The organism is Mycobacterium asiaticum (assembly GCF_001673635.1).
GTDB classification, from domain to species: domain Bacteria; phylum Actinomycetota; class Actinomycetes; order Mycobacteriales; family Mycobacteriaceae; genus Mycobacterium; species Mycobacterium asiaticum_C.
Map to the genome: position 1 here is coordinate 54176 of NZ_LZMH01000057.1, position 22469 is coordinate 76644.

A 22469-nucleotide genomic window follows, 5' to 3' on the forward strand; every position below is an offset into this window, starting at 1 on the left:
AAAAGGGCGCTTTTGCGTCTGCTCGGCGGAAGGAGTGCTGTGCCCGAATTCACCGTTCCCGCGGTCGCGGCTGCCGTCGCCGCCGCGATACCTGACCGCGAACTCGTCGTCCAGGGCGACCGGCGCTACACCTACGCCCAGATCATCGAACGGTCCAACCGACTAGCCGGCTTCCTGCACGCCCAAGGGCTGGGCTGTCACACCGAGCGCTCCGAGCTGCCGGGCCACGAAGTCGGCCAAGACCTGCTGGGCCTGTACGCCTACAACGGCAACGAGTTCGTCGAGGCATTGCTCGGCAGTTTCGCCGCTCGCGTCGCACCGTTCAATGTCAACTACCGCTACGTCAAGAACGAGCTGCAGTACCTGCTGGCGGACTCGGGGGCGACCGCGCTGCTGTACCACGCGGTGTTCGCGCCGCAGGTGGCCGAAGTGCTTCCCCAGCTGCCGAAGCTGCGCGTGCTGATCCAGATCGCGGATGACTCAGGTAACGAATTACTGGATAGTGCAGTCGATTACGAGAGCATCATGGCCGGTGCCTACGAGACGCCGCCGGTGCAGCACTCCCCCGACGACTTGTATGTCCTCTACACCGGCGGCACCACCGGCATGCCCAAGGGCGTGTTGTGGCGCCAAGCCGACATCTTCATGACGTCCTTCGGCGGCCGCGATCTGGTGGGCGGGCAGTTCGTCACTTCCATCGACGAGATCGTGGCCCGGGTGACCGCGGGCCCGGGCACCAAACTGATGGTGTTGCCGCCCCTGATTCACGGTGCCGCCCAATGGAGTGTGATGACCGCGCTGACCACCGGGCAGACCATCGTGTTTCCCTCGGTCATCGACCATCTGGACGCCGAGGACGTGGTGCGCACCATCGAGCGCGAAGGCGTGGCGGTGGTGACGGTGGTGGGTGACGCGATTGCGCGGCCGCTGGTCGCCGCGATCGAGAAGGGGGTCGCCGACGTCTCGTCGCTGTTCGTCATCGCCAACGGCGGTGCGCTGCTGACGCCGTATGTCAAGCAACGCCTCATCGACGTGCTGCCCAACGCGATGGTGATCGACGGAGTCGGGTCGTCGGAGACGGGTGCCCAGATGAGCCACCTGTCGACGTCCGGCTCGGTGTCGACCGGCAACTTTACCGCTGGTCCGGATACATTCGTTGCGGCCGAGGATCTTTCGTCGATCCTGGCACCGGGTCACGACGGCATCGGTTGGTTGGCGCAACGCGGCTATGTTCCGCTGGGCTACAAGGGCGACGCCGCGAAGACGGCGGCGACCTTCCCGGTGATCGACGGCGTGCGGTATGCGGTGCCCGGCGACCGGGCCCGTCACCACGAGGCCGGCCACATCGAGTTACTGGGCCGGGACTCGGTCACCATCAACTCCGGAGGCGAAAAGATCTTTGCCGAGGAGGTCGAGACCGCAATCGCCTCACATCCGGCGGTGGCCGACGTGGTGGTGTCCGGACGCCCGAGCGAACGGTGGGGCCAGGAAGTCGTCGCGATCGTCGCGCTCGCCGACGGTGCCTGCGCCGAAGCCGACGAATTGGTCGCGCACGCCGGAAAGTCATTGGCGCGCTACAAACTTCCCAAAGCCATCGTGTTCCGCCCCGCCCTGCAGCGCAGCCCCTCGGGCAAGGCCGACTACCGATGGGCGCGAGAGCAGGCGCTCAACCCCTAGCGCTCCACGACCCCCAGCGCGGATTGCGCACGCCGCTCGTAGAAAGCCCGTGCCGCATGGTCGATGTCGTCGAGAAACAGCGTGTCCGCGCCGATCCTGCGGTTGAACCACCGTCGGCCGCGCGCGCCAAGCATGGACACCACCGGACCGACGAACCGGGCCGGCCGGGGTACCGATACCTGCGTGCGCGGTTTGTCCAGCGCCCCGACGATGGCGGCGGCCACCACGTCGGCCTCAACCGGTCGGCCGACGCCGGACGCCTTGGTCCCGGCGATGAGATCGGTCTGGGTGAAGGGTGGCAACACGACGCTGACTTGCACGCCGTGCGAGGCGATTTCGTCGGCCAGCGCCACGCTGAGTCCGACGACGCCGTATTTGGTGGCGGCATAGACCACCTGCCCCGGAATGGCCATCACGCCGGCCATCGATGCGATGTTGACGATGTGGCCGCGACGCCGAGCCACCATTTCGGGCAGTACCAGCTGGCAACCGTTGAGTACGCCATAGAGATTCACCTCGAGGGCGGACCGAATGGCTTGCGCCGGTTGATCGGTGAACCAACCCACGGGCATCACTCCGGCATTGTTGATCAGCACATCGATGCCCCCACCACTGCCGGATCGAGTCAGTCCGAGAAACTGAGCGAACGAATCCCGGTCCGCGACATCCAACGGGTAGCCCAAAACCGCACCGGCACCACTTAATTCGGCGACGGCGTCGCCGAGCGCGGCCGCGTCGCGGTCACCGATCACCACCAGCGCACCCCGCACCAGCAATGCCTTGGCCGTCGCGAAACCAATGCCCCGGGCGCCGCCGGTGACGACGACCGTTCGGCCGCGGACTCTGTCCATCCCGAACCTCCCTACCGCAGTTCCTCGAGGATCGTCGCGATCACTTCTTCGGGCAGGCCGGCCGGAAAACCGGGCAACACCCGGTCCACCGCGCCGTCACACCGTTCCCGCAGCGCGGCCGCGACCCGGTCGACCGGCGCTACGACGGCGAAGGCGCTGAGCACCTCGTCGTCGATCAACGCACCCATGGCGTCCCAGTCGCCCCGACGCGACAACCGGTGCAACTCGGTGTGCAGGTCCGCCCAGCCGTGCAGGTCAAGCACCCGGAGGTAAGCAGGCGTCGACCCGTAGAACGCGATCTGCTTCCGCACCGCGACGGCGGCATCGAACATTTCGCCTTCGGTGCGGCCCGTCACCACGAACACGGGGCAGGACACCGCGACCTCACCGCGCGCGCGGTGAGACCGCCGCAGCCCGCGTTGCAGCGCGGGCAGGGTCACCTCGTCCAGGTACCGTGCGGTGGTGAACGCGTGTGCGATCACGCCGTCGGCGACCTCGCCGCACAGCTCGGTCATCGCCTCGCCCACGGCGGCGACGAAAACCCTTGGCGGCGTGCAGTTCAGCGGCTCGGGCGTGAACATCGGCGTCATCAGCGTGTGGGTATAGAAGTCGCCCTGGAAGCTGAGCCGGGTGCCCTGCTGCCAACTGTCCCAGATGGTTCGCAGCGCGCAGATGAACTCGCGCATCCGCGGCACCGGACGGCTCCACGGCATACTGAATCGCTTTTCGATATGGGTCCGGATCTGGGTGCCCAGGCCCAGGATGAATCGACCACCCGAGTAGGACTGCAGGTCCCAAGCAGTATGCGCGACGGTCATCGGGTTGCGGGCGAAAGCCACCGCGATGCTGGTGCCCAGTTCGATCCTGGACGTGTGCTCGGCCGCCAGCAGCATGGGCAGAAAGGGGTCGTGGTTGATCTCACCGGTCCAACAGCCGTCGTAGTGACGCCGTTCGAGTTCGGCGGCGACGCCGGGCGCCCGTCGCAGTTCCATGGGGATGCCCCCATCGATCTTGATGCCGGCGCGCGCAGAGGCACCGCTCATGCGTGTGGACGTTACTGTAATTAATTCGGTAGGGTCAACCGGTGCATGCATTGGGTGATGCAATACTGGGTGGCTGGCGATTGGAGTCTTTCGTATCCCGCGACGTCGCCACCGGTGAGCTCCGGCATCCGTTCGGCGAGCACCCGTCCGGCCTGATCCTTTACACCAACGACGGCCACATGTCGGCCCAGCTGACGCCCGGGCCCGGCGGCGAATTCATCTCCTACGGCGGACGGTTCCGCGTCGACGAAGCCGCGGGCACGGTCTGCCACGACGTCGCGATCGCGACGATGCCGGAGTTGTTGCAGCAACCCCAGATTCGTAACGCACGGGTGGACGGTGATCGGCTGACGCTATCGGCGAGCATCACGTCGCCGGAGGGCGCCACCACGCACAGCACCCTGGTGTGGCGCCGCGACCCGGGTTAACGCAGCACCCGCACCGGCACGTTGCTCCAGCCGGCGACGTTTTGCATGTTGACGCGTTGGCAACCCGCCCAGTCGACCTGGTAGCGCGGCATGAATTCGAGCATCCGCTCCAGCGCGATGGTGCTCTCCAGGCGCGCCAGGGCTGCGCCGAGACAGCTGTGGATGCCGTAGCCGAGTCCGAGGTTCTGCGCCTGGGTGCGGTCGCGGTCGATCTCGAACGTGTCGGGGTCGGTCCAGGCCAGCGGATCCCGGTTGGCCGAGCCGCCCACCAGGAACACCGGTTTTCCGGCCGGGATGGTCTCGCCGTGCAGGCTGACCTCACAGGTCGAGCGCCGCACGTTGTACTGCGCGGGCGCCTCGTAGCGCAGCAGTTCCTCGACCGCGAGCGGGACCTTGCTGCGATCCTCGAGCAACTTGCGCCACTGGCCGGGATTGCGGGCGAACACGACGGCCGCGTTGCCGATGAGCTTGGTGACCGTCTCGGCGCCGGCACCGCCCAATAACGTGGCGAATTCGGTGATCTCGATGTTGTCCAGCGGAGCGATTTCACCGTTCTCGCGTTCGATCTCGGCGCGGATCAGCCTGCTCAGCAGATCGCCACCCAAGTTCTCCCGGCGCTGCTTGGTGAGGCGGTAATAGTAAATGGCCATGTCGACGGCGGACTTCAGACCGGCCTCGCCCATCTCGACTTCGCCGGGCGCGCGGTGCAACAGGTCGTCGATCCACAACCGGATCTGTTGGCGGTCCTGCTCCGGCACTCCTTGCATGGTCGTCATCACGTCGACGGGGAACAGTGCCGAGAAGTCCTGAACGAAGTCGAAACCGTCCGGGTCAACCCTCGACAGGTACTTGTCGACCACCTGGGTCACCAAGGGCCGCAACGCCTGGATGGCGCGGGGGGTGAACACCTTGTTGAGCAGACCGCGCATGCGACGGTGTGCAGGCGGGTCCATCGCGATGATCGACCCGTGCTTGGTCACTTCGCCTTTGCGCACCTGCGCCAGGTCGACTCCGTACGCCGAGGAGTAGGTCTGGTGGTCCTTGAACGCCGCGGCCACATCTTCGTGGCGGGTCAGCGCGTAAAAGTCGTATTCGGCGCTGTAGTACACGGGAGCCTCGGCCCGCATCCGGCAATACGTCTCGTACGGGCTGTTGAAAAAGTCCTCGGAAAACGGGTCGAACACCACCGCGGCAGTGGTCACCGGCGGACCTCCGGTGACTGGATAGGGCGACGGGTTCTGTTGCGCTGCAGCCAAAGCTGGTCAGCACACCGATCCTCGGCCACGTTGCGACCTCTCCCCGATGGGCGTGGAATGATCTACGGTAATGGTTACAGTATTATAGTCAAGTGTCCTTGACACCACGAAAGCGAGAACCGCCGCGATGAACGATGTCGCCATCATCGGAGTTGGCCTGCACCCGTTTGGCCGGTTCGAAGGAAAATCCGCGATGCAGATGGGCGTCGACGCGATCTTCGCCGCGGTCAAGGACGCCGGTGTGCAGTGGAGCGATATACAGGCGGCGACCGGTGGCAGCTGGACCGTGGCCAATCCCGACGCGATCGTCGGCATGGTCGGACTGTCCGGCATCCCGTTCACCAACGTGTTCAACGCGTGCGCCACCGCGGCCAGTGCGGCCAAGGCCTGCGCCGACGGAATCCGGCTGGGAGATTACGACATCGGCATTGCCATCGGCCTGGACAAACACCCGCGTGGTGCGTTCACCGAAGACCCGGCCCTGGTCGGCATGCCGCGCTGGTACGCCGAGAACGGTCAGTACCTCACCACCAAGTTCTTCGGGATGAAGGCCAACCGGTACCTGCACGACCACGGCATCTCGCAGCGGACCCTGGCCAGGGTCGCCGCCAAGAATTTCCGGAACGGCGTGCTGAATCCGAATGCGTTCCGCCGCAAGCCGATATCCGAGGACGACATCCTCGCTTCGGCGATGCTCAACTACCCACTGACGCAGTACATGTTCTGCGCCCCGGACGAGGGCGCCGCCGCGGTGGTGATGTGCCGCGCCGACATCGCGCACCGCTACACCGGCAAGCCGGTCTACTTGAAGGCCGCCGAAGTCCGCACTCGCCGCTTCGGCGCCTACGAGGTGAACACGACCTTCGCGCCGGTCGAGGAGGACGTCGCGCCCACCGTCTACGCCGCGCGCGCCGCGTTCGAAAAGGCGGGCGTCAGTCCGGACGACGTGGACGTGATTCAGTTGCAGGACACCGATGCCGGCGCCGAGATCATCCACATGGCCGAATGCGGTTTTTGCGCCGACGGGGACCAGGAGCGGTTGCTGGCCGACGGTGTTACCGAGATCAACGGCGCGATGCCGATCAATACCGACGGCGGCCTGATTGCCAATGGCGAGCCGATCGGCGCGTCGGGCCTTCGGCAGATCCACGAGATCGTGCGGCAACTGCGGGGCCAAGCCGGTGACCGTCAGGTCCCCGGTGAACCGAAGGTCGGTTTCGCTCAGCTTTACGGGGCGCCGGGCACGGCGGCGGCGACGATACTGACCACCTGAGAGCGGCCCTGCGCCAGGTTGACACCGGCCAGGGACATGCAGATCGCGACCGGAACCAGCAGCGCGTATCCGCCGAGATGAGCGGCGGCCAGGATGCCGATGACACCGCCGCCGAGGAACGCCAACAACGTCATCGCCAGGATGGCGACCTTCCACCTGTCCACTCCGAGTTGGCGGCTGCGGCCGAGCATCAGCCCGAGGTCGGTGACGGTGCCGGTGAAGTGGGTGGTGCGCACCGACATCCCGCGGAAGCTTGACGTCAGTCCGTTCTGCAAACCGAGAGCGGCGGCGGCGAGCAGCGCCTGGACGGCGGTTCCCTCGACGCCCAGCGACGAGAGTTGCGCCTGCACTGGCGGCGCTTCTACCCCGGCAGCGGCCAGCAACAGCAACACCGCCTCCATCACCAGCACCGTGGCATGCCGTCCGCTGCGGGGCGCCTGGGTGGACGTGATCAGGGCGCCGGCAACCGTCGCCCCCGCCAGGAATCCCAGCAGGATGGCTATCAGCACGTGGCTCTCGTATCGCCACGGGTTGGCGGCATCCATGCCGAGTTGGGTGGTGACGCCGGTCAGGTTGCCGACCGGCACGGCCAGGATCAGCAGCGCTACCGCGTTGACGAACCCGGCGGTCAATGCCAGCGCGGCGCAGTAGCCGAGGACGTGACTGGGAGGATGCAGTGGACCAGGGCGACGATCTTGAACCCCCCACGGGCCGTTAAAGGTCATGCGGCAATGATCGGGGCGGGGTCTTGGAGGATCCTTGACGGATTTTCGGAGCGGCCAATCGCTCAGGTCGCGACGTCGATGAGTACCTTGCCGACCACGCCGTTCTCGGAGGCGCGATGGGCCTCGGCGGTGTTTTCCAGCGAGTAACGGTGCAGCGGCAACCCGGCCTGCTCACCCACCGCCAGGGCGCCTGCCGATATCGCTGCGTTGACGGCCCGTACCGACGCCAGCTTGGCGTCGTGATCCGTCAGGTAGGTCAGCACGTACTGCAGGCGCGCGTTCCTGGTCATGCCGGCCCGCGTAGGGATTGCGACGGCGTCACGTTCGTCGGATGCGTAGATGGTAATCACCCCGTCGTTGGCCAGCACCGCGAAATCGGTGTCCACGTTGGCGCGCAGGTTGACCTCGACGATGACGTCGGCGCCCTCAGGGTGTTGCCGCAAAAATTCGTGCGTGACGTCCTGGTTGCGGTAGTTGATCCTCTGGTGGGCACCCGCCCGCTTGCACAGTTCGGCTTTTTCGTCGCTGCTGACCGTGGTCGACACCGTCGCACCGGCCCAGACGGCGAGTTGGATGGCGGCATGGCCGACGGCTCCCGCGCCGCCGGCAACGAGCACGGTAAGTCCGCTCAGTGCGCCGGGTTTAAGCTCCAGCGGCGCATCCCGGTGTGCGGTCAACGCCCGGTGCGCGGTGAGCGCCGGGATGCCCATCGAGGCACCCACATCGAAGCTTGCGTTGTCGGGCAATGGCACGACCTGCCGCGCGGGAAGTGAGACATATTCCTGAGCGGTGCCGTCGGCCCGTTGCCATGCCGCATCCCAGACCCAAACCCGGTCACCGACTTTCATCCCGGTCACGCCTTCGCCTACCGCGTCGACGATGCCCGCACCGTCCTGGTTGGGTACCTGGCCGCCCGCCGGCACCGTTTCCTCGCCCTGACGCGCTTTCCAATCGGTCGGGTTCACGCCCGACACGGCGATTTTTACCCGGATCTCCCCCGCCCCGACCGGTGGAACGGGCCGGTCGACGAGCTTGAGAACCGACGGGTCACCGGCGTGGGTATAGGCTATCGCCTTCATCGGGTTCCTCCTGTGTGATGACAAACATTGCTGCGCTTGTTAATTCGGCCAGTCATTTCAGCCGGACGGGTTGCGCCCGGATGTCGACACGGATCAACAGGTACGGAGGTATCCGCTCGTCGTTGCCGTCGTTGAACAACGGGGTGCGCGGAAGCTGATTGATGCTGACGTACAGGTACCCGTCGGCGCCGACCGCCAACGTGTCCGGCCACAGCAGATTCCTGGCCTGCACCACCGTGGTCCAATGTCCACCCACACTGCGTCGCAACACCGCACCGTGCTCATAGGCGGTGGCATAGAGGTTTCCGTCGGTGTCCGACTCGAGCCCGTCGGATGCCCCTTTGTCGCCGTGGTCGAGAACAGTCTCGGCGACACGGTCGTCGGACACATCGCGGTCCCGTAGCGCCGCCGCGTCCACGCTGTAGAGACGCCGCGACGACAGCGGGCAGTAGTACAGCCGGCCGCCGTCGGCGCTGATCGCGATGCCGTCCGCGCCCACCCGGTACTGATCGCGCACCAAACCTTCGACCACGGCCCGAAATTGGTCCTGCGCCTGCGTCGTCGGGTGCCCGCGTAACCGGTCCCAGCACGCGCCACTGTCGAGGTCGACGACGATCAGCGCGCCCGTCGGCTGCGAGTCGGTGAGGTAGGCGAACCGGCCGTGCCGGAAATCGAAGCGCACGTCGTTCAGATACGTCGCCGGCGTCATCGCGGTGGGGTCGATGGGCACCACTTGGTCGATTTCATTGCGTGTCAGATCAACTCGGACGAGCTTGGGCCCCATGTCGACGTAAGCCGAGAAGGACGGTGCTCCGGTGTCCAGCAGCCAGAGATACCCGTGCGGGTCGATCACCACGCTCTGTACCGAGATGAGCCGCTCACCGGGATCCGTCCCCGTCCACTTGTTGACCCCAATATTGGGGAACGCTCCCGCGGCGCCGTCGACGACTTCGGCCACGGTGAAGGGCACTTCGTCTCCCCACCGCGGAAACGAGACGAAGACGCGGCCGTCGTCGCTGACGGTGACGCCCGTCGGCATCAGATCGGTGAACTCGGCCACCACCTCGTAGTTGGGTTCGGCATCGCTGCCGAGCGGGCGCGGTGAACTCATAGCCGCATCTCCTTCGCCAATGCAGGAACCTAGATCAGTGGTGGAACAGTCGCATCGACCTGCGCTTCCACCAAGTGCGGTCGTTTGTAATCGATTCCGCGTTTGATCACGCCATAAAGATCGTCCGGTGACGCCACTCGTTCCGCGTTGCAGCCGTACCCCTGTGCCAGCGCCACGAAGTCTAAGCCAGGCAGGTCGAGGCCCGGCACGTCCGGCGTATCGAGCAGGTCGGCGAACGACTTCAGGATGTTGTAGGCACCGTTGCGCACAATGACGAACAGGATGGGCAGATTGTGTTGGGCCGCCGTCCAGAGTCCCTGGATCACGTAGTTGGCCGCACCGTCGCCCACGATGCAGATCACCTTCCGGTGGGTGCCCTCGTCGCGTTCGGCCAGGGCGACGCCGACGGCAGCGGGCAAACCGTAACCGAGTACGCCGCTGGACATGGAGAAGAACGACCTCGGCTGGTCGGTGGGTATCTGTTGGCGCAGTTGCCGCATAGTGGACAGCGATTCCTGAACGATCACACTGTCTTTCGGACGGCAGTCCTGGATCGTGTGATACAGCCACTCCGGGGTGATGCGGGCGTCGGGCTGGGCCGGCACCAGGGCCGGTCGCGCCGCTGGTAACGGTTGCCGCGCCGGTGGCAGCGCCGCGGCCAGCACCGCACAGGACCGGCCAGGGTCGGCCAGCACCGCGGTGCCGACGGGTGCGCGCGCTGCCTCGGACGGGTCGTCGGTGATATGGAAAAGCTGCGCGCCTGCGGGCAGGTAATCGCCCGGCACAAAAGGGTAATAACGGAACACCGGCGCACCTATCACCACGATCAGGTCATGCCCCGACAACGTCCGCGCCAGCGGGTCGATTGCCGGCGGCAGTGTTCCCTGATACAGCGGATGGGTTTCCGGGAATCCCGGCCGCCCCTCCCCCGGCGCCGCCCACACGGCGCAACGCAGCCGCTCCGCCAGCTCAACCGCATCGTCCCAGCCACCGGCCTGATCGACGGCACCGCCGATGACAAGCACCGGTGACTGCGCCGCGGTCAGCGCCGCGATCAGCTCCGCCAGCGTGTCCCGATCCGCCGGTAGCCGGTCACTGACCCTGCGGGTCATTGGAATTCGTGGGCACGGTTGGTCGCCGTCGTCCATCGGAATGGACAGGAACACCGGTCCGGCGGGCGGCAGTACCGCCGCCGCATAGGCCCGCACCAGCGCTGCGGGCACATCCTCCGCGCGGGCCGGCTCGTAGGCCCATTTGACGAACGGTTGCGCCACCAGCTGAGGATGCACGTTGGTCAAATAGGGCTCCAACAACAACATTTCGCGAGTCTGTTGTCCGGCGGTCAGAATCAGCGGCGCACGGTTGTACCACGCGCTGGCGATGTTCCCCACCGCATTTCCCATGCCGGCGGCCGTGTGCAGATTCACCAGTGCGGGCCTGCCGGTGCGTTGCGCATAGGCATCGGCCATGGCCACCGCCGGGGACTCCTGCAAAGCCAATACATAGCGGAAATCGGTGGGGAAGTCTTTGAGGAACGGCTCTTCGGTCGAGCCGGGGTTGCCGAACACGGTTGTCAGGCCTAACCCCCGGGCCACCTCGAAAAAGGCTTCTCGTACGGTCGGCATCGTCACCCTTCGGTTGGCGCTCACAGCGCAATGGCGTATTTCTTGACGGCGCGCTCGTCCCAGACCAGCCCGGCACCGGGCTCGTCGAGTGCGGTCACGGTGCCGTCCCGCGGCTGCAGGGGTGCCGCCTGGATCGGACAGGCCCAGTCGACCCACTCGAGCCAGTGCGCCGTCGGCGTGACCCGCAGCAGGTGAGCGGCGAACTCCGGATAGAGATGGCTGGAGAACTGGATTCCGGCCGCTGCCGCGACCCCGGCGGTGCGCACCCATCCGGTGACGCCGCCGATGCGCATCAGGTCCCCCATCGCATACGAGACACCACCGCGATCGCGCATGTTCAACAGATCACGAGGTCCGTAGAAGTTCTCACCGGCCTGCAGCGGAGTCCGGACCTGTTGCGCCAGTTGGGCATAGCCGGCTAAGTTGTCATAGGCGATGGGCTCTTCGAACCAGTACAGGTTCTGTTCGTCGAGTTCGTGGCAGCGGCGCAGCGCATCGCCGAGACCGAGGGCCTGGTTGAAGTCGACCATGAGGTCGACCTCGCGACCGATCCCCTGCCGTACGGCATCGATGGCCGCCAGGTCATCGCGCAGATGCTCGTTGCCCAGGCGCATCTTGACGGCGGTGAAGCCACCCTCGTCCAGCAGCGACCTCGCTTCACCGGCCAGCGACGAGACCTCATGCCGCCACAGGCCATTGCTGTTGTACGTCCGCACGGGTCCGACCGAGCCGCCCAACAGCCCGGCGAGCGGCACGCCCGCGGACTTGGCCAGCGCGTCCCAGAGCGCCATATCGACTGCCGACCCAGCGATCGTCGAGAGACCGTTTACGCCAACGACATTGAGAGATCGCATCGCCGAATCAAACACGTCGCCAGGGGCGGCGCTGCGATTGACCAATCCGTCGAGGAGATCACGAATGGCAGCGGCCACGGCCGGCAGTGACCGGGCTCGATACGGCGCAACATAACTCGAGCCGACGATCCCGTCGGTCACCTCGACATCGATCAGCACCAGCGGCCACTCGTCGAATCGGCCGATGGCCGCCAGGATCGGATGCCGCAGCGGCACCACAACCGCGCGCACGGCGGCGCGGCGCACGGTCATCCGAGTGTTGGTCATCGACACCGACTTTCAGGCAGGGGAAAGCGAACGTCGCGAGACTAAGCCAACAACGCCGGTGACATGCAAGGGAGGCTACTCTCCTTTGGAGACCTTCGCAGTTCAGAGGCCTGTGGGTACGATGTCGCCATGAGTCAGACCTGCCTCACCGGCCAGCACGACGAGCACGACGTCTATGGCGAACGGTGTCCGTGCCGCTTGCTGCTGGACCTGCTTGCCAACAAATGGTCGGCATTGGTGATCGGCTTGCTCGAACACGGTCCCGTGCGCTTCGGCGCGCTGCGCGACGGCTTGCCCGGGATCAGCTCAAAGATGTTGACGCGCACGCTGCGACGTCTCGAGTCCGCAGCGCTGATCACCCGCACGGTGTATCCGGACGTGCCGCCGCGGGTCGAGTACGCACTGACCGAACTCGGTGTCAGCGTCTCGGTTCCGCTGGCTCAACTGCGCGCCTGGGCCGAGGACAACATCGATCACATCACCGCCGTCAACCCCAGTTGGGCTTTGTAGCCACTCAGGACGCCTTTGTCGCGGGTGGTGCGTAGCTGGGCTTGCCGAGGCCAAGCACATGCTGGGCGATCATGTTGCGGAAGACCTCCAGCGTGCCGCCGTAAATGCCGGCGAGCGGGGCGAATCGGTAGAGGTACTCCGAGGTCCCGTTGTCCGCGGCGCCCTCGGTTTCGATCGGCAGCACCGAGGCCTCCCCGGCGATGTCCATCAGGTCGGGTCCGATATCGCGCATCGTCTGCGCCTGCGCGACCCTGCCGAAAATGCTGGGCGTGGACAGCGCCGCCTCCAGCCGTGCGGCGCTGCGACCCAGCCGGTATGCCACGGATCCGTCGTCAATTGGCCGCGCCCCATCTGGTTCCGGCTGCGCGGCCCGGGCCGCCACCGCGTCCACCGCCGCGGACATGAACCCGGTCTGATGCTGCATGATCGCCACGTCCTGCAACCCGTCCGGCGCTGCCGCAACGGCACCGTGCTCGGCGTCCAGCGGACCGCGCAGCACCGTCCAACCGCCGTTGACCTCGCCGAGCAGATACTTGTCGTCGACGCGTACGTCGCTGTAGTAGACGATGTTGGTCCGGTCTCCATCCACGGTGCGGATGCCCTGGATTTCGATGCCGGGCAGGTCGAGCGGGACCAGAAACATGGTCAGGCTCTTGTGCTTTCGCGCTGTCGGATCGGTGTTGGTGATCAGGAATACGTACTGACAGTTGTGCGCACCGGTGGTGAACATCTTCGAGCCGTTAATCACCCACTGATCCCCGTCGCGCACCGCGCGCGTCTTACAGGTCGCGACGTCCGAGCCGCCCTCGGGCTCGGTGTAGCCCAGGCACATACGCACCTCGCCGGTGAAGACCTTCGGCAGCACCTCCTCGACCAATTCGGGTTTACCGAACGCGGCCACCGCCCGCGCCACCATCGCCGTGGTCCCCCACGTCACCCACGGCGTGTGTACCCGCCGCTTCTCCAGCTCCCAGATGCGGCGCCGGACGCGAGTGAACCCGCCGTCGGCCGCCGACTTCCACTCCTTCTCCAGATAACCGGCGGCACCGATCGCCAGATGCACGCCTTCATCGAAGTTGTCACCGGTCTCGCGGTCACGGCGGCGAACCTCATCGGTCACGTGTTCGGCTAGGAAGGCCCGGACCTCGGTAAGAAAGGCCTGGTCGTCGCCGTCGAGTTCGACTCGCGCGAAATCCATTGCCCTAGGCTCCTTCTCGCTCGGCGACCAAGCGGCCCACTTGCTTTGCCGTGAGTCCCGGATCGCCGCCGGCCAGCGCCCAACCCCGGGCCCGGACCAGATACGCCGTCGCGGCCGCCTCCACGGACACGCCGAGGCCGCCTTGGATGTGTACCGCCATGGTTGCCGCCTTGGGCGCCTCTTCGGCCATGAACACGAACGCGCAACCGGGAAGTTCCGGACGCTCGTCAGGTTCGTTGTCGAGGAACCATGCGGCCCGCCGGGCCAGGTTGCGGCCACCCTGGACGGCGATTGCCATGTTGGCCAAGGGATGTGAAATGGCCTGCAGGGTCGAGATGGGCACACCGAGGGTGTAGCGCGTCTTGGCGAACTCGGCGGCAATGGTCATGGTCTGCTCGACGAGACCGGTCAACGCCGCCGCGGTCAGCACCCGCCACTCGTCGACCCCACGGCGGTAAGCGCCAATCGCCTCGGGGCCCGAGCCAAGCACGGTCCGTGAATCCGCGGCGTCCGGGTCCACCCAGGCCATCGGCAACTGACCCAGGTTGGGCACCCGCGTCGGCCTGGTCGCGAACGTCAGCAGCGCCACCTCGTCCCCGTCCCGGACAATGAGGCCGTCGGCGATCGCCGCGGACGGGAGGAGCCGTTGTCCCGAAACGGGTTCCGGCGCAATTTCGAGACCGATGATGCGGCTGCCCTCGACCATCTCCGGCGCGACGGCGCCCAGCCGCTCCGCGAGCCGCACCGCGCAGACGTGGTCTATCCAGGGCACCGGCGCCAGCACCCGACCGAGTTCTTCAGCTACCAGCGCCAGATCCACCAGCGTCGCACCGTCCCCGCCGGCGTGCTCCGCCACTGCCATCGAAGTGGCGCCCATGGCGCACAACCGTTCCCACAGGCTCTTGTCGAATCCCGTTTCCTGTGCGGCCCACACCGTCTCGATAGGACAATGGGTCTCCAGCAGTTGGCGGTAGGCGTCCTGCAGAGCCTTGTGGTCCTCGCTCAGGCTGTAGTCGACACGGCGCAATTCGTAGCGATCCATCGGTTACCGCTCCTGATTCTCGTCAGCGCCGAAAAAGAACTCGTTGGCGTTGTTGTACAGGTAGTTGTCCAGCACCTCGGCGGGTAGGTCGAGTGCGTTGGCCTCTGGGACGACGCGATGCTGGCGCAGCACCGGCCAGTCGGAAGCGAAGATCACCTTGCCGGGTCCTCGGGTGCGCATGTAGTGAACGAGGCTGTCCGGCAGTCGTTTCGGTGACCAGGCCGAGGTCATCAACCGCAGGTTGCGGTATTTGATCAGCATCCGGATCGCGATGTCCCACCATGGGTCCGCGCCGTGGATCATGCACAACTTCAGTTCGGGGAAGCGCACGCACACCCGGTCCAGGTGGATAGGGTTCTGCACCTCACCGGGAATCGGCGGGCCCGGCAGGCCGGTATTGACGCACAGCGGCAGACCGATCTCGGCGCACTTGGCATACAGCGGGTAGTACACGGCGTCGCTGGGCGGGTACATGCCGTCGGCCCAGAAGCTCGGGCCGACGGCGGTGTACGCCACCGGCAGATCGGCGACCGTCGCGGCCAGTTCCCGTAGCGATGCCACCGGACGCAGCAGGTTGACACCGCCGATGGCCAGGGCGAAGCGGTCCGGGCGCGCGTCGACGAACTTGCGGGCGGTGACCGAAGGTTTCGCCAGGTTGTCCATCAGGATGGCCTTCTGGACTCCGTGTTGGTCCATTTCGTCAAGCAGTTCGGCGAGATCCACCGGGTCGAACATCGACGCCGGTCCCTTGAAGTAGTCGTCGCGAACTCGCTTCATGAACTCGGGCTGCGCCTCGGTCTCCCCGAAGTGGACGTTGACCAGGCAATCAATCACCGGCCGGGGGCCCTGGCCGCTCATTTTCCGGATGTCCTTGCCATGCTTTCCGTTTCAGCTTGTTGTTTGGCCCAGCGATAGTCGGCTTTGCCGTTGCCCAGCCGGCGCACCCGATCTACCACGATAAACGCCTTGGGCACCTTGAACCCTGCCAACCCGGCGGCACAGTGGGTGCGCATTGCGTCGGTGTCGAAATCGGCACCCGCGCGCAGTTGGATCAGCGCCACGACTTCCTGGCCCCAACGTTCGCTGTCGCGACCGACCACCAAAGCATCGGCGATCGCGGAGTGCGCGCGCAGTACCTCCTCGACCTCTTCGACGAACACCTTCTCGCCGCCGGTGTTGACGACCAGCGAGTCCCGCCCGAACAGCCGCAGCGTTCCGTCGGCTTCCACCGAGGCCCGGTCGCCCGATATCACCACGCGGCGACCCTCGACGACCGGGAATGTCTTCGCCGTCGCGGCCTCGTCGCCGAAGTAGCCCAACGGAATTCGACCGGTGCGCGCTACCCAGCCGATCTGTGGTTCACCCGGTTCCAGAAACCGGCGGTAATCCTCGGAGAGCACCAGCCCACCGGCCCTGATCGTGAAGGTATCGGTTTGGGTGCCTTGGCGACTGTGGCCGAACCCCATGTTGCCGGTTTCCGAAGACCCGTAACCGTTGATCACGGTGATGTGCGGTAGGTACTTCAGCAGAGCCCGTTGATGTTTGACGTTGGTGGCCGCGCCACCGGTTCCGATCGCGAACAGCCCGGACAGGTCGTAGTCGCCGCGGCCGAGCTCCTCGACCAGCGGTGCGGCGTAGGCGTCGCCCACCATGGTCATCAGGCCGACCCTTTCGCGTTCGGCGATCGCGAGCACCGCCGCGGGATCGAACTTCTGCTGGGTGTCGTACAGGACAGCGGTCTGCCCGGACAGGATGGCCGAGAACGCGGTCCACATGCCCGCGGCGTGCATCAGCGGCGAGACCGCGAACCAGGGCGCTCCGGCATTCCGCGCCCGCGCCTGGATTTCCTCGACACCGGCATGGTCGTCGCCGTTCATCGACGCGACGTACATGTCGGACTGCCGCCACAGCACGCCCTTGGGCCGCCCGGTCGTTCCCCCGGTGCAGATCATCAACAGGTCGTCGGGCGACGGCACTTGGGTATGATCCGAATCACCCTGCGTTAGAGCATCTTCCAGGGTGACGGCACCCGCGAGATCGGGAGACGCAGTGCCGTCGTCGATCGATATCAACAACTCTGCGCCAGCCGGCAGCACCTCGGCGAATTTGGCGCCCAACGAGCGGTGGTAAACGATGCCGCGCGGCTTGACGTAGGCCAGCAGCTCGGCCACTTCCCGCGGTGTGTAGTAGTGGTTGACGTTGACCGGTACCACCCGCGCCTTGAGACAGGCGATCACCAGGTCGGGGTACAGGTCGTTGTACATGATCAGCGCAACGCGGTCCTGACCGCATTGCCAGTTGTCCAGCGAGGCACGCTCGGCATGTGCGCCGAATCCCCGGTGCGCCAAATAGTTGGCCAGCCGGCGCGTCCGTTCGGCGGATTCGGCGAACGTGCTGGTGCGGGCGCCGCAGATCGTCATAACCCGATCGGGCACGGCCTCGGCGACCGCGTCCAGGACGGCCCCGATCGTCCATTCGCTCATCGGCAGCGCTATACCGACGCTGCGATATTCGCACCGAGCAGGTCAAGTGCGTTGTCGCGCATGACCTTACGGGTGTCTTCGGCGCTGAACTCCGGGAACTGCGGGATGTCGGCGGTGAAGGCCATCGGATCGGCCAGCCCTTCGCCGTGCGGCCAGTCGGAGCCGAACAGAATCTTCTCCACGCCGATCGTCTCCGCGAGCAGCTTCACATCGTCCTCGTAATACGGGGCGATCCATACGTTGTTCCTCAGCTGCGCCACCGGGTCCTCCTTGAAGTGATAGGGGGCGGTGTTGGCGGCTTTCTTGAGTCGCTTGATCAATCGGTAGACGAAGTACGAACCGTTCTCGATACTCGCCACCTTCAATTTCGGATGGCGGGTGAAGACCTGGTGCACGATCATCGAGGCCATCGAGTCGTGGATCGCCCGGTCGTCGAGGAGGACCTGGTCGAGCGGATCCTTCTTGCCGAACCCCTCGAAGGTGGCCTTGCCGCCCCACAACGCGTTGATCGCCAGGTAGCCGCTGTCGCTCAAGTGGAAGCCAACGGGCACACCGGCTTCGGCGAGTCGAGCCCACACCGGGTCGTGCGCTGGGTCGCCCAGCGACCGCGGCTTGACCAAACCGGGCACCGGAGCGGGGCGCACGAGCACCATTTTGGCGCCTCTGCCCAGGACGAACTCGACCTCCTCGACCGCCTTGACCGGGTCGGCCAGCGAGATGATCGGCGCTGCGATGATCCGGTGATCAGGACGGTCGAAACCCCAGTCCTCGTCCAACCAGAGATTGAAGGCGTGTATCGAGGCCATGGTGGCGTCGATGTCGGTCTTGAGGGCTTCCTCCACACCGCAGGCGAAAGTCGGCAGCATGAACACGGTTTGGAGGTTCTGGGTGTCCATGACTTTCACTCGGGCATCCCGGTTCTGGTATTCGGGATGGTTCTCCAACCGGTCGACCTTCATCAACGACGCCGGATCGACACCTTCCGGGATCTCGCCGCGAAACAGTAGATCCAGGCACCCCGGTTCGATGATGGGGTCGAAGGTCGGGTTCGGGATGAACTGGTTGATACGTTCGCCGATCACTGCCCAGGTCCGCTTGCCGTCGTTCAGCATCTGTACGCCGCGGCGTTTGAACTCCTTCGGCAGGTGCCGAGTGAACGAGTCGATCGGTTCGTAGTAATGGTTGTCGACGTCAATCGCCTGGTAATCCAGCGTCGTCATCGCGGACGTCCTCTCAAATCTGCCGGTTCCCTTAAGTCTCGTCGCTGTGCGCGCTCAGTGGTGGAAATCGTGGCGGGCGCTTTTCGAAGAAGGCGGTGATGCCTTCGATGAAGTCCGAACGCGTCATGGATTCGTGCATCAATCCCTCGGCGGTGTGGCTCGTCTCGACGATCGGCAGAGCCGCATCGGCGTAGAGCTGCCGTTTCATCACGGCCAGTGAACTGGGCGCGCAGTTCACCGCGATGTCTTCGGCGTAGGCCAATGCCACGTCGAGCAACCGCTCGCCCGGCACAACCTGCTTGACCAGGCCCAGTTCGGCCGCCTCCTCGGCCGTGAAGGTGCGACCCGACATCAGCAGGTCGACGGCGGCACCCCAGCCGGCCAGCCGCGGCAAGATCCACGAGATGCCGTACTCGGCGACCAGTCCCCGCCGCGCGAACGAAGTGGTGAACTTCGCTCCGGCAGCGGCGAAGCGGATATCGGCCATCAACGCCAACGCCAAGCCGATACCGGCAATCGAGCCATTGATCGCGGCGATCACCGGCTTGCGTAACTGGGTCAGAAAATACGGGTGCTTCTCGGCCACCAGCGAGGTGATGTCGGTCTGGCTGGCCGACTCCACCGTCGTCGACGAGATGGAATCCAGATCGCCCATGTCCGCACCCACGCAGAACGCCCGGCCGTTGCCGGTGATCACGATGACGCGCACGCGGCCGTCGGCATCCGCGGTCTCCAAGCAGCGGAAGAACATCGACGTCAGCGCCCCGCCCCACGCGTTCCGGCGCTCCGGGCGGTTCAGCGTGATCAGCGCGACGCCGGTCGGCGAGACGTCGTACAACACGGGGTCCCCCGGCGCGGTCGGCCGTTCGGCAACCGCGCTGCCGTCGGTGCTCATCAGACCGTCCCCTCAATCGTGCAACGCTCGCGCGACATCCGCCGAAGCAGGGCGCGTAGTAGATACTGTATACCTATCGGTACTGCTTTCTGCAATGTCGGGCCAGGGTGGCTGAATGGCAGGAAAGCCTGCTCACGCGGGTCGTCGGTGGCGGCCGGGAATCCCATCGCGCTTTGCCTACTGTATTCGTTACAGTAGGCTCATGCGGACCATCTTCTGATGCCATTGAGCCGCCGGGGAGCCAGGTGACAGGTCAAGTCCACGATCAGGTTGCGTTGCGTGACCCGTACCCATTCTTCGCTCGGCGCCGTCGTGATTGCGGCGTGTTCGAGGGAACCGTGATGGACTACTCCAAGACTCCGGAAGCCTTCCGTCCCAGATGCGAATACTCGGCGGTTTCGTTCCACGCGGTCAACACGGTATTGCGCAACGGCCAGGTGTTCACGTCGAGGTTCTACGACAAGACCATCGGGATGTTCATCGGTCCGACGATTTTGGCGATGGACGGCACGCAACATCGCGAGCACCGCAATCTGGTGTCGGCCGCGTTCAAGTCCAAGGCGTTGGCGCGGTGGGAACCGACCATCGTGCGTCCCACCTGTAACGCCCTGATCGATGACTTCGTCACACGCGGACATGCGGATTTGGTACGAGACTTCACCTTTGAATTCCCGACCCGGATCATCGCGCAATTGTTGGGCCTGCCCGCCGAAGACTTACCGATGTTCCGCAAGCGTGCGGAGCAGCTGATCAGTTACCACGTCAACTACGAGCGGGCCTTTGAGGCATCGGCGGCGTTGAAGGACTATTTCCTGGGCCAAATCGAGCAGCGCCGGTCGCAGCCAACCCAGGACATCATCGGTGATCTGGTGACGGCGGAGATCAGCGGAGAAAGGCTCAGCGACGAAGCCATTTACTCGTTCCTGCGGCTGTTGCTTCCGGCTGGATTGGAGACCACCTACCGCTCGTCGGGAAACCTGCTGTATCTGTTGCTCACCCACCCTGACCAGTTCGCTGCCTTGCGGGCCAATCGCGGACTCATCCCGCAGGCGATCGAGGAGGGTTTGCGCTACGAGACGCCACTGACCACGGTGCAGCGGTTCACCACCGTCGCGGCCGAGGTAGAGGGTGTGACGATTCCGTCGCGAGCGATGGTCAGCGTCTGCATCGGCTCGGCCAATCGCGACGAGCGACGCTGGGAGCGGCCCGAGGAGTTCGACATCCTCCGGAAACCGCTGCCGCACATATCATTCGCCGCCGGTGAACACACCTGCCTGGGACTGCACCTGGCGCGTTTGGAGACCCGGGTGGCGCTGGAGTGCCTGCTGGATCGGTTGACCGACATCGAGTTGGTCACCGATGACGATCCCCACATCCACGGCCAGCCATTCCGTTCTCCCACCGCATTGCCGGTAACGTTCAACACGATGTGACGGGAGGCCACATGACGATCAAGGTGATGGCGGGGATTCGCGTCCTTGAGGTTGCGCAGTTCACCTTCGTCCCCGCGGCCGGAGCCATCCTCGCCGACTGGGGCGCCGACGTCATCAAAGTCGAGCACCCGTTACGGGGTGACACCCAGCGCGGATTTCTCAACATGGGCGGCATCCAGGTCGACCCCGACCGCCATCCCCTGATGGAGCATCCCAATCGGGGCAAACGCAGCGTGGGGATTGACATCTCCACACCCGGGGGACAGGAAGTGATCTACGAGCTAGCCAAGAGTTCCGATGTGTTCTTGACCAATTACATGCCGGCACAGCGACAGAAGAACAAGTTCGACGTCGAGCACATCCGCGCGGCGAATCCCGACATCGTCTATGCGCGTGGTTCGGCCTACGGCGACAAGGGACCCGAACGCGACGTGGGGGGCTACGACGGCACCGCGTTCTGGACCCGCAGTGGCGTGGGCCACTCATTGACCCCCGCGGAGCTCGGCGGCGCTCTGGGACAAGGCATTCCCGCGTTCGGGGATTCTATCGGGGGCATGTTCATCGCCGGGGGCATCTCGGCTGCGCTGTTGCATCGGGAGCGTACGGGTGAAGCTGTCGAGCTGGATGTGTCGTTGCTGAGTACCGCGTGGTGGGCGGCCGGCGCGAGCGTCACCCAGGGGATGGAGACCGGCGAAGTGATGCGTTCGCACATGCCGGGATCCCTTGCCCCGTCGGTGAATCCGTTCATGGGCAACTACCTGACCTCGGACGGCGGCACCATCAACCTGTGCGTCATCAGCCCGACCGGCCTGATCCGCGACACCTTCGAACACCTCGGCATTCCCGAGGCCGCCGACGACCCGCGCTTCTCTGAGGTATTGCCGCTGATCCAGAACGCCGATGCCGCCGCTGAGTTGATTGGTGAAGCGTTCGCCGCCAAGCCATTTGAATATTGGCGTCAGCACCTCAAGACGATGCGCGGGCAGTGGGCTCCGTTCCAGAGCCTGCTCGACCTGGCCACCGACGAGCAGGCCATTGCCAACGACATGATCGCCGAGGTCGAGGTGGCCAGCGGCGGGGCGCCGTTCCGGGTGGTTCGTGGGCCGGTTCAGTTCAACCATGAGCCGCTGGAGACGACGCGGGCGCCGCAGGCGTCCGAGCACACCGAGATCGTTTTGATGGAGCTTGGGATGGATTGGGATCGGATCGCGGAGCTCAAGGAGGCGGGGGCTATCGCCTGACATTGGGCAGCCGAACCGCATTCGCACAGATCGCAATCTCAAACTGGTTCAGGCTCAACCCCCTTCGGTCGTAGCGGCCGCCTACAGACGGCGCCCGCCGAGGGCGCCCGCCCGGGGCGTTGTCCACAGTTGGGCTTTTGTCCACAGTTCGTGATTTGGCCGGGGCTGCGGCGGTGCCGTGTCACTAGTATCGAACCTATGTTCGACGACGTGGATGATGCGGGCCTGGTTGATGCCATGGTCGCCGGCGCAGCCGCG

Annotated in this window: 20 protein-coding genes; 6 read left to right on the forward strand and 14 right to left on the reverse strand. The window is 65.4% G+C overall.

All coding sequences use genetic code 11. The features are described from left to right. The first annotated feature begins 39 nt into the window (after nt 1-39). Nucleotides 40-1677 (forward strand): acyl-CoA synthetase, encoded by a 1638-nt coding sequence (locus A5645_RS16865; protein WP_065033607.1) that lies wholly within the window; start codon nt 40-42, stop codon nt 1675-1677. Here A5645_RS16865 and A5645_RS16870 read toward each other — a convergent pair. Together A5645_RS16870 and A5645_RS16875 are read right to left on the reverse strand one after the other, a co-directional pair. After that, entirely contained in the window at nt 1674-2528 is an 855-nt protein-coding gene (locus A5645_RS16870) for an SDR family oxidoreductase (RefSeq protein WP_065033606.1), read from the reverse strand. The two genes, A5645_RS16865 and A5645_RS16870, sit on opposite strands and share 4 nt — an antisense overlap. Nucleotides 2529-2539: 11 nt before the next feature. Further along, complete coding sequence (locus tag A5645_RS16875) at nt 2540-3571, reverse strand: LLM class F420-dependent oxidoreductase (protein ID WP_065033605.1); 1032 nt, start codon at nt 3569-3571, stop codon at nt 2540-2542. A gap of 41 nt (nt 3572-3612) precedes the next feature. Here A5645_RS16875 and A5645_RS16880 point away from each other — a divergent pair, with 41 nt between their 5' ends. After that, nucleotides 3613-3999 (forward strand): lipocalin-like domain-containing protein, encoded by a 387-nt coding sequence (locus A5645_RS16880; RefSeq protein WP_065130385.1) that lies wholly within the window; start codon nt 3613-3615, stop codon nt 3997-3999. Here the strand turns inward: A5645_RS16880 and A5645_RS16885 are convergent. Then, nucleotides 3996-5201: a cytochrome P450 gene (locus A5645_RS16885; RefSeq protein WP_065130386.1), complete on the reverse strand. Its 1206-nt coding sequence runs from the start codon at nt 5199-5201 to the stop codon at nt 3996-3998. The two genes, A5645_RS16880 and A5645_RS16885, sit on opposite strands and share 4 nt — an antisense overlap. 181 nt (nt 5202-5382) lie before the next feature. Between A5645_RS16885 and A5645_RS16890 the strand changes: the two genes are divergently transcribed. After that, a complete protein-coding gene (locus A5645_RS16890; RefSeq protein WP_065130387.1) occupies nt 5383-6528 on the forward strand; it encodes a thiolase family protein in 1146 nt (381 codons plus the stop codon). Here A5645_RS16890 and A5645_RS16895 read toward each other — a convergent pair. From A5645_RS16895 to A5645_RS16915, 5 genes are all read right to left on the reverse strand, one after another. After that, entirely contained in the window at nt 6483-7253 is a 771-nt protein-coding gene (locus A5645_RS16895; protein ID WP_081288396.1) for a YoaK family protein, read from the reverse strand. The two genes, A5645_RS16890 and A5645_RS16895, sit on opposite strands and share 46 nt — an antisense overlap. A 62-nt stretch (nt 7254-7315) precedes the next feature. After that, nucleotides 7316-8332 carry an NADPH:quinone reductase gene (locus A5645_RS16900; protein ID WP_065130388.1) on the reverse strand — a complete coding sequence of 339 codons (1017 nt, stop codon included), beginning with the start codon at nt 8330-8332 and terminating at the stop codon, nt 7316-7318. Between the two features lie 52 nt (nt 8333-8384). Beyond that, nucleotides 8385-9443, reverse strand: coding sequence for an SMP-30/gluconolactonase/LRE family protein (locus tag A5645_RS16905; protein WP_065130389.1), 1059 nt, complete (start codon nt 9441-9443; stop codon nt 8385-8387). A 29-nt stretch (nt 9444-9472) separates the two neighbouring features. Further along, complete coding sequence (gene mdlC, locus A5645_RS16910; RefSeq protein WP_065130390.1) at nt 9473-11068, reverse strand: benzoylformate decarboxylase; 1596 nt, start codon at nt 11066-11068, stop codon at nt 9473-9475. 20 nt (nt 11069-11088) lie between these two features. After that, complete coding sequence (locus tag A5645_RS16915) at nt 11089-12189, reverse strand: enolase C-terminal domain-like protein (RefSeq protein ID WP_065130391.1); 1101 nt, start codon at nt 12187-12189, stop codon at nt 11089-11091. 129 nt (nt 12190-12318) lie between these two features. Between A5645_RS16915 and A5645_RS16920 the strand changes: the two genes are divergently transcribed. Beyond that, on the forward strand, nt 12319-12699 hold the full coding sequence (locus A5645_RS16920) for a winged helix-turn-helix transcriptional regulator (protein ID WP_065130392.1): 381 nt from the start codon (nt 12319-12321) through the stop codon (nt 12697-12699). Between the two features lie 4 nt (nt 12700-12703). Here the strand turns inward: A5645_RS16920 and A5645_RS16925 are convergent, their stop codons facing one another. From A5645_RS16925 to A5645_RS16950, 6 genes are read right to left on the reverse strand one after another with little or no spacing between them, the layout of a single operon-like run. Then, a complete protein-coding gene (locus A5645_RS16925) occupies nt 12704-13897 on the reverse strand; it encodes an acyl-CoA dehydrogenase family protein (protein ID WP_065033598.1) in 1194 nt (397 codons plus the stop codon). A 4-nt stretch (nt 13898-13901) separates the two neighbouring features. Beyond that, on the reverse strand, nt 13902-14939 hold the full coding sequence (locus A5645_RS16930) for an acyl-CoA dehydrogenase family protein (protein ID WP_065130393.1): 1038 nt from the start codon (nt 14937-14939) through the stop codon (nt 13902-13904). Nucleotides 14940-14942: 3 nt separating this feature from the next. Next, on the reverse strand, nt 14943-15797 hold the full coding sequence (locus tag A5645_RS16935) for an amidohydrolase family protein (protein ID WP_065033596.1): 855 nt from the start codon (nt 15795-15797) through the stop codon (nt 14943-14945). Beyond that, the gene (locus A5645_RS16940; RefSeq protein WP_065130394.1) at nt 15794-17422 is read right to left on the reverse strand and encodes an acyl-CoA synthetase; all 1629 of its coding nucleotides are present in this window, start codon (nt 17420-17422) and stop codon (nt 15794-15796) included. Before A5645_RS16940 ends, A5645_RS16935 begins: the two co-directional genes overlap by 4 nt. Before the next feature lie 8 nt (nt 17423-17430). After that, on the reverse strand, nt 17431-18642 hold the full coding sequence (locus A5645_RS16945; protein WP_065036796.1) for an amidohydrolase family protein: 1212 nt from the start codon (nt 18640-18642) through the stop codon (nt 17431-17433). A 31-nt stretch (nt 18643-18673) separates the two neighbouring features. Continuing rightward, nucleotides 18674-19537, reverse strand: coding sequence for an enoyl-CoA hydratase (locus A5645_RS16950; RefSeq protein WP_065130395.1), 864 nt, complete (start codon nt 19535-19537; stop codon nt 18674-18676). 245 nt (nt 19538-19782) lie between these two features. On the opposite strand from A5645_RS16950, the gene A5645_RS16955 reads away from it, so the two are divergent. Together A5645_RS16955 and A5645_RS16960 are read left to right on the forward strand one after the other, a co-directional pair. Then, a complete protein-coding gene (locus A5645_RS16955) occupies nt 19783-20970 on the forward strand; it encodes a cytochrome P450 (protein WP_172830554.1) in 1188 nt (395 codons plus the stop codon). A 26-nt stretch (nt 20971-20996) separates the two neighbouring features. Continuing rightward, a complete protein-coding gene (locus A5645_RS16960) occupies nt 20997-22211 on the forward strand; it encodes a CaiB/BaiF CoA transferase family protein (protein ID WP_065036799.1) in 1215 nt (404 codons plus the stop codon). Nucleotides 22212-22469: the final 258 nt, after the last annotated feature.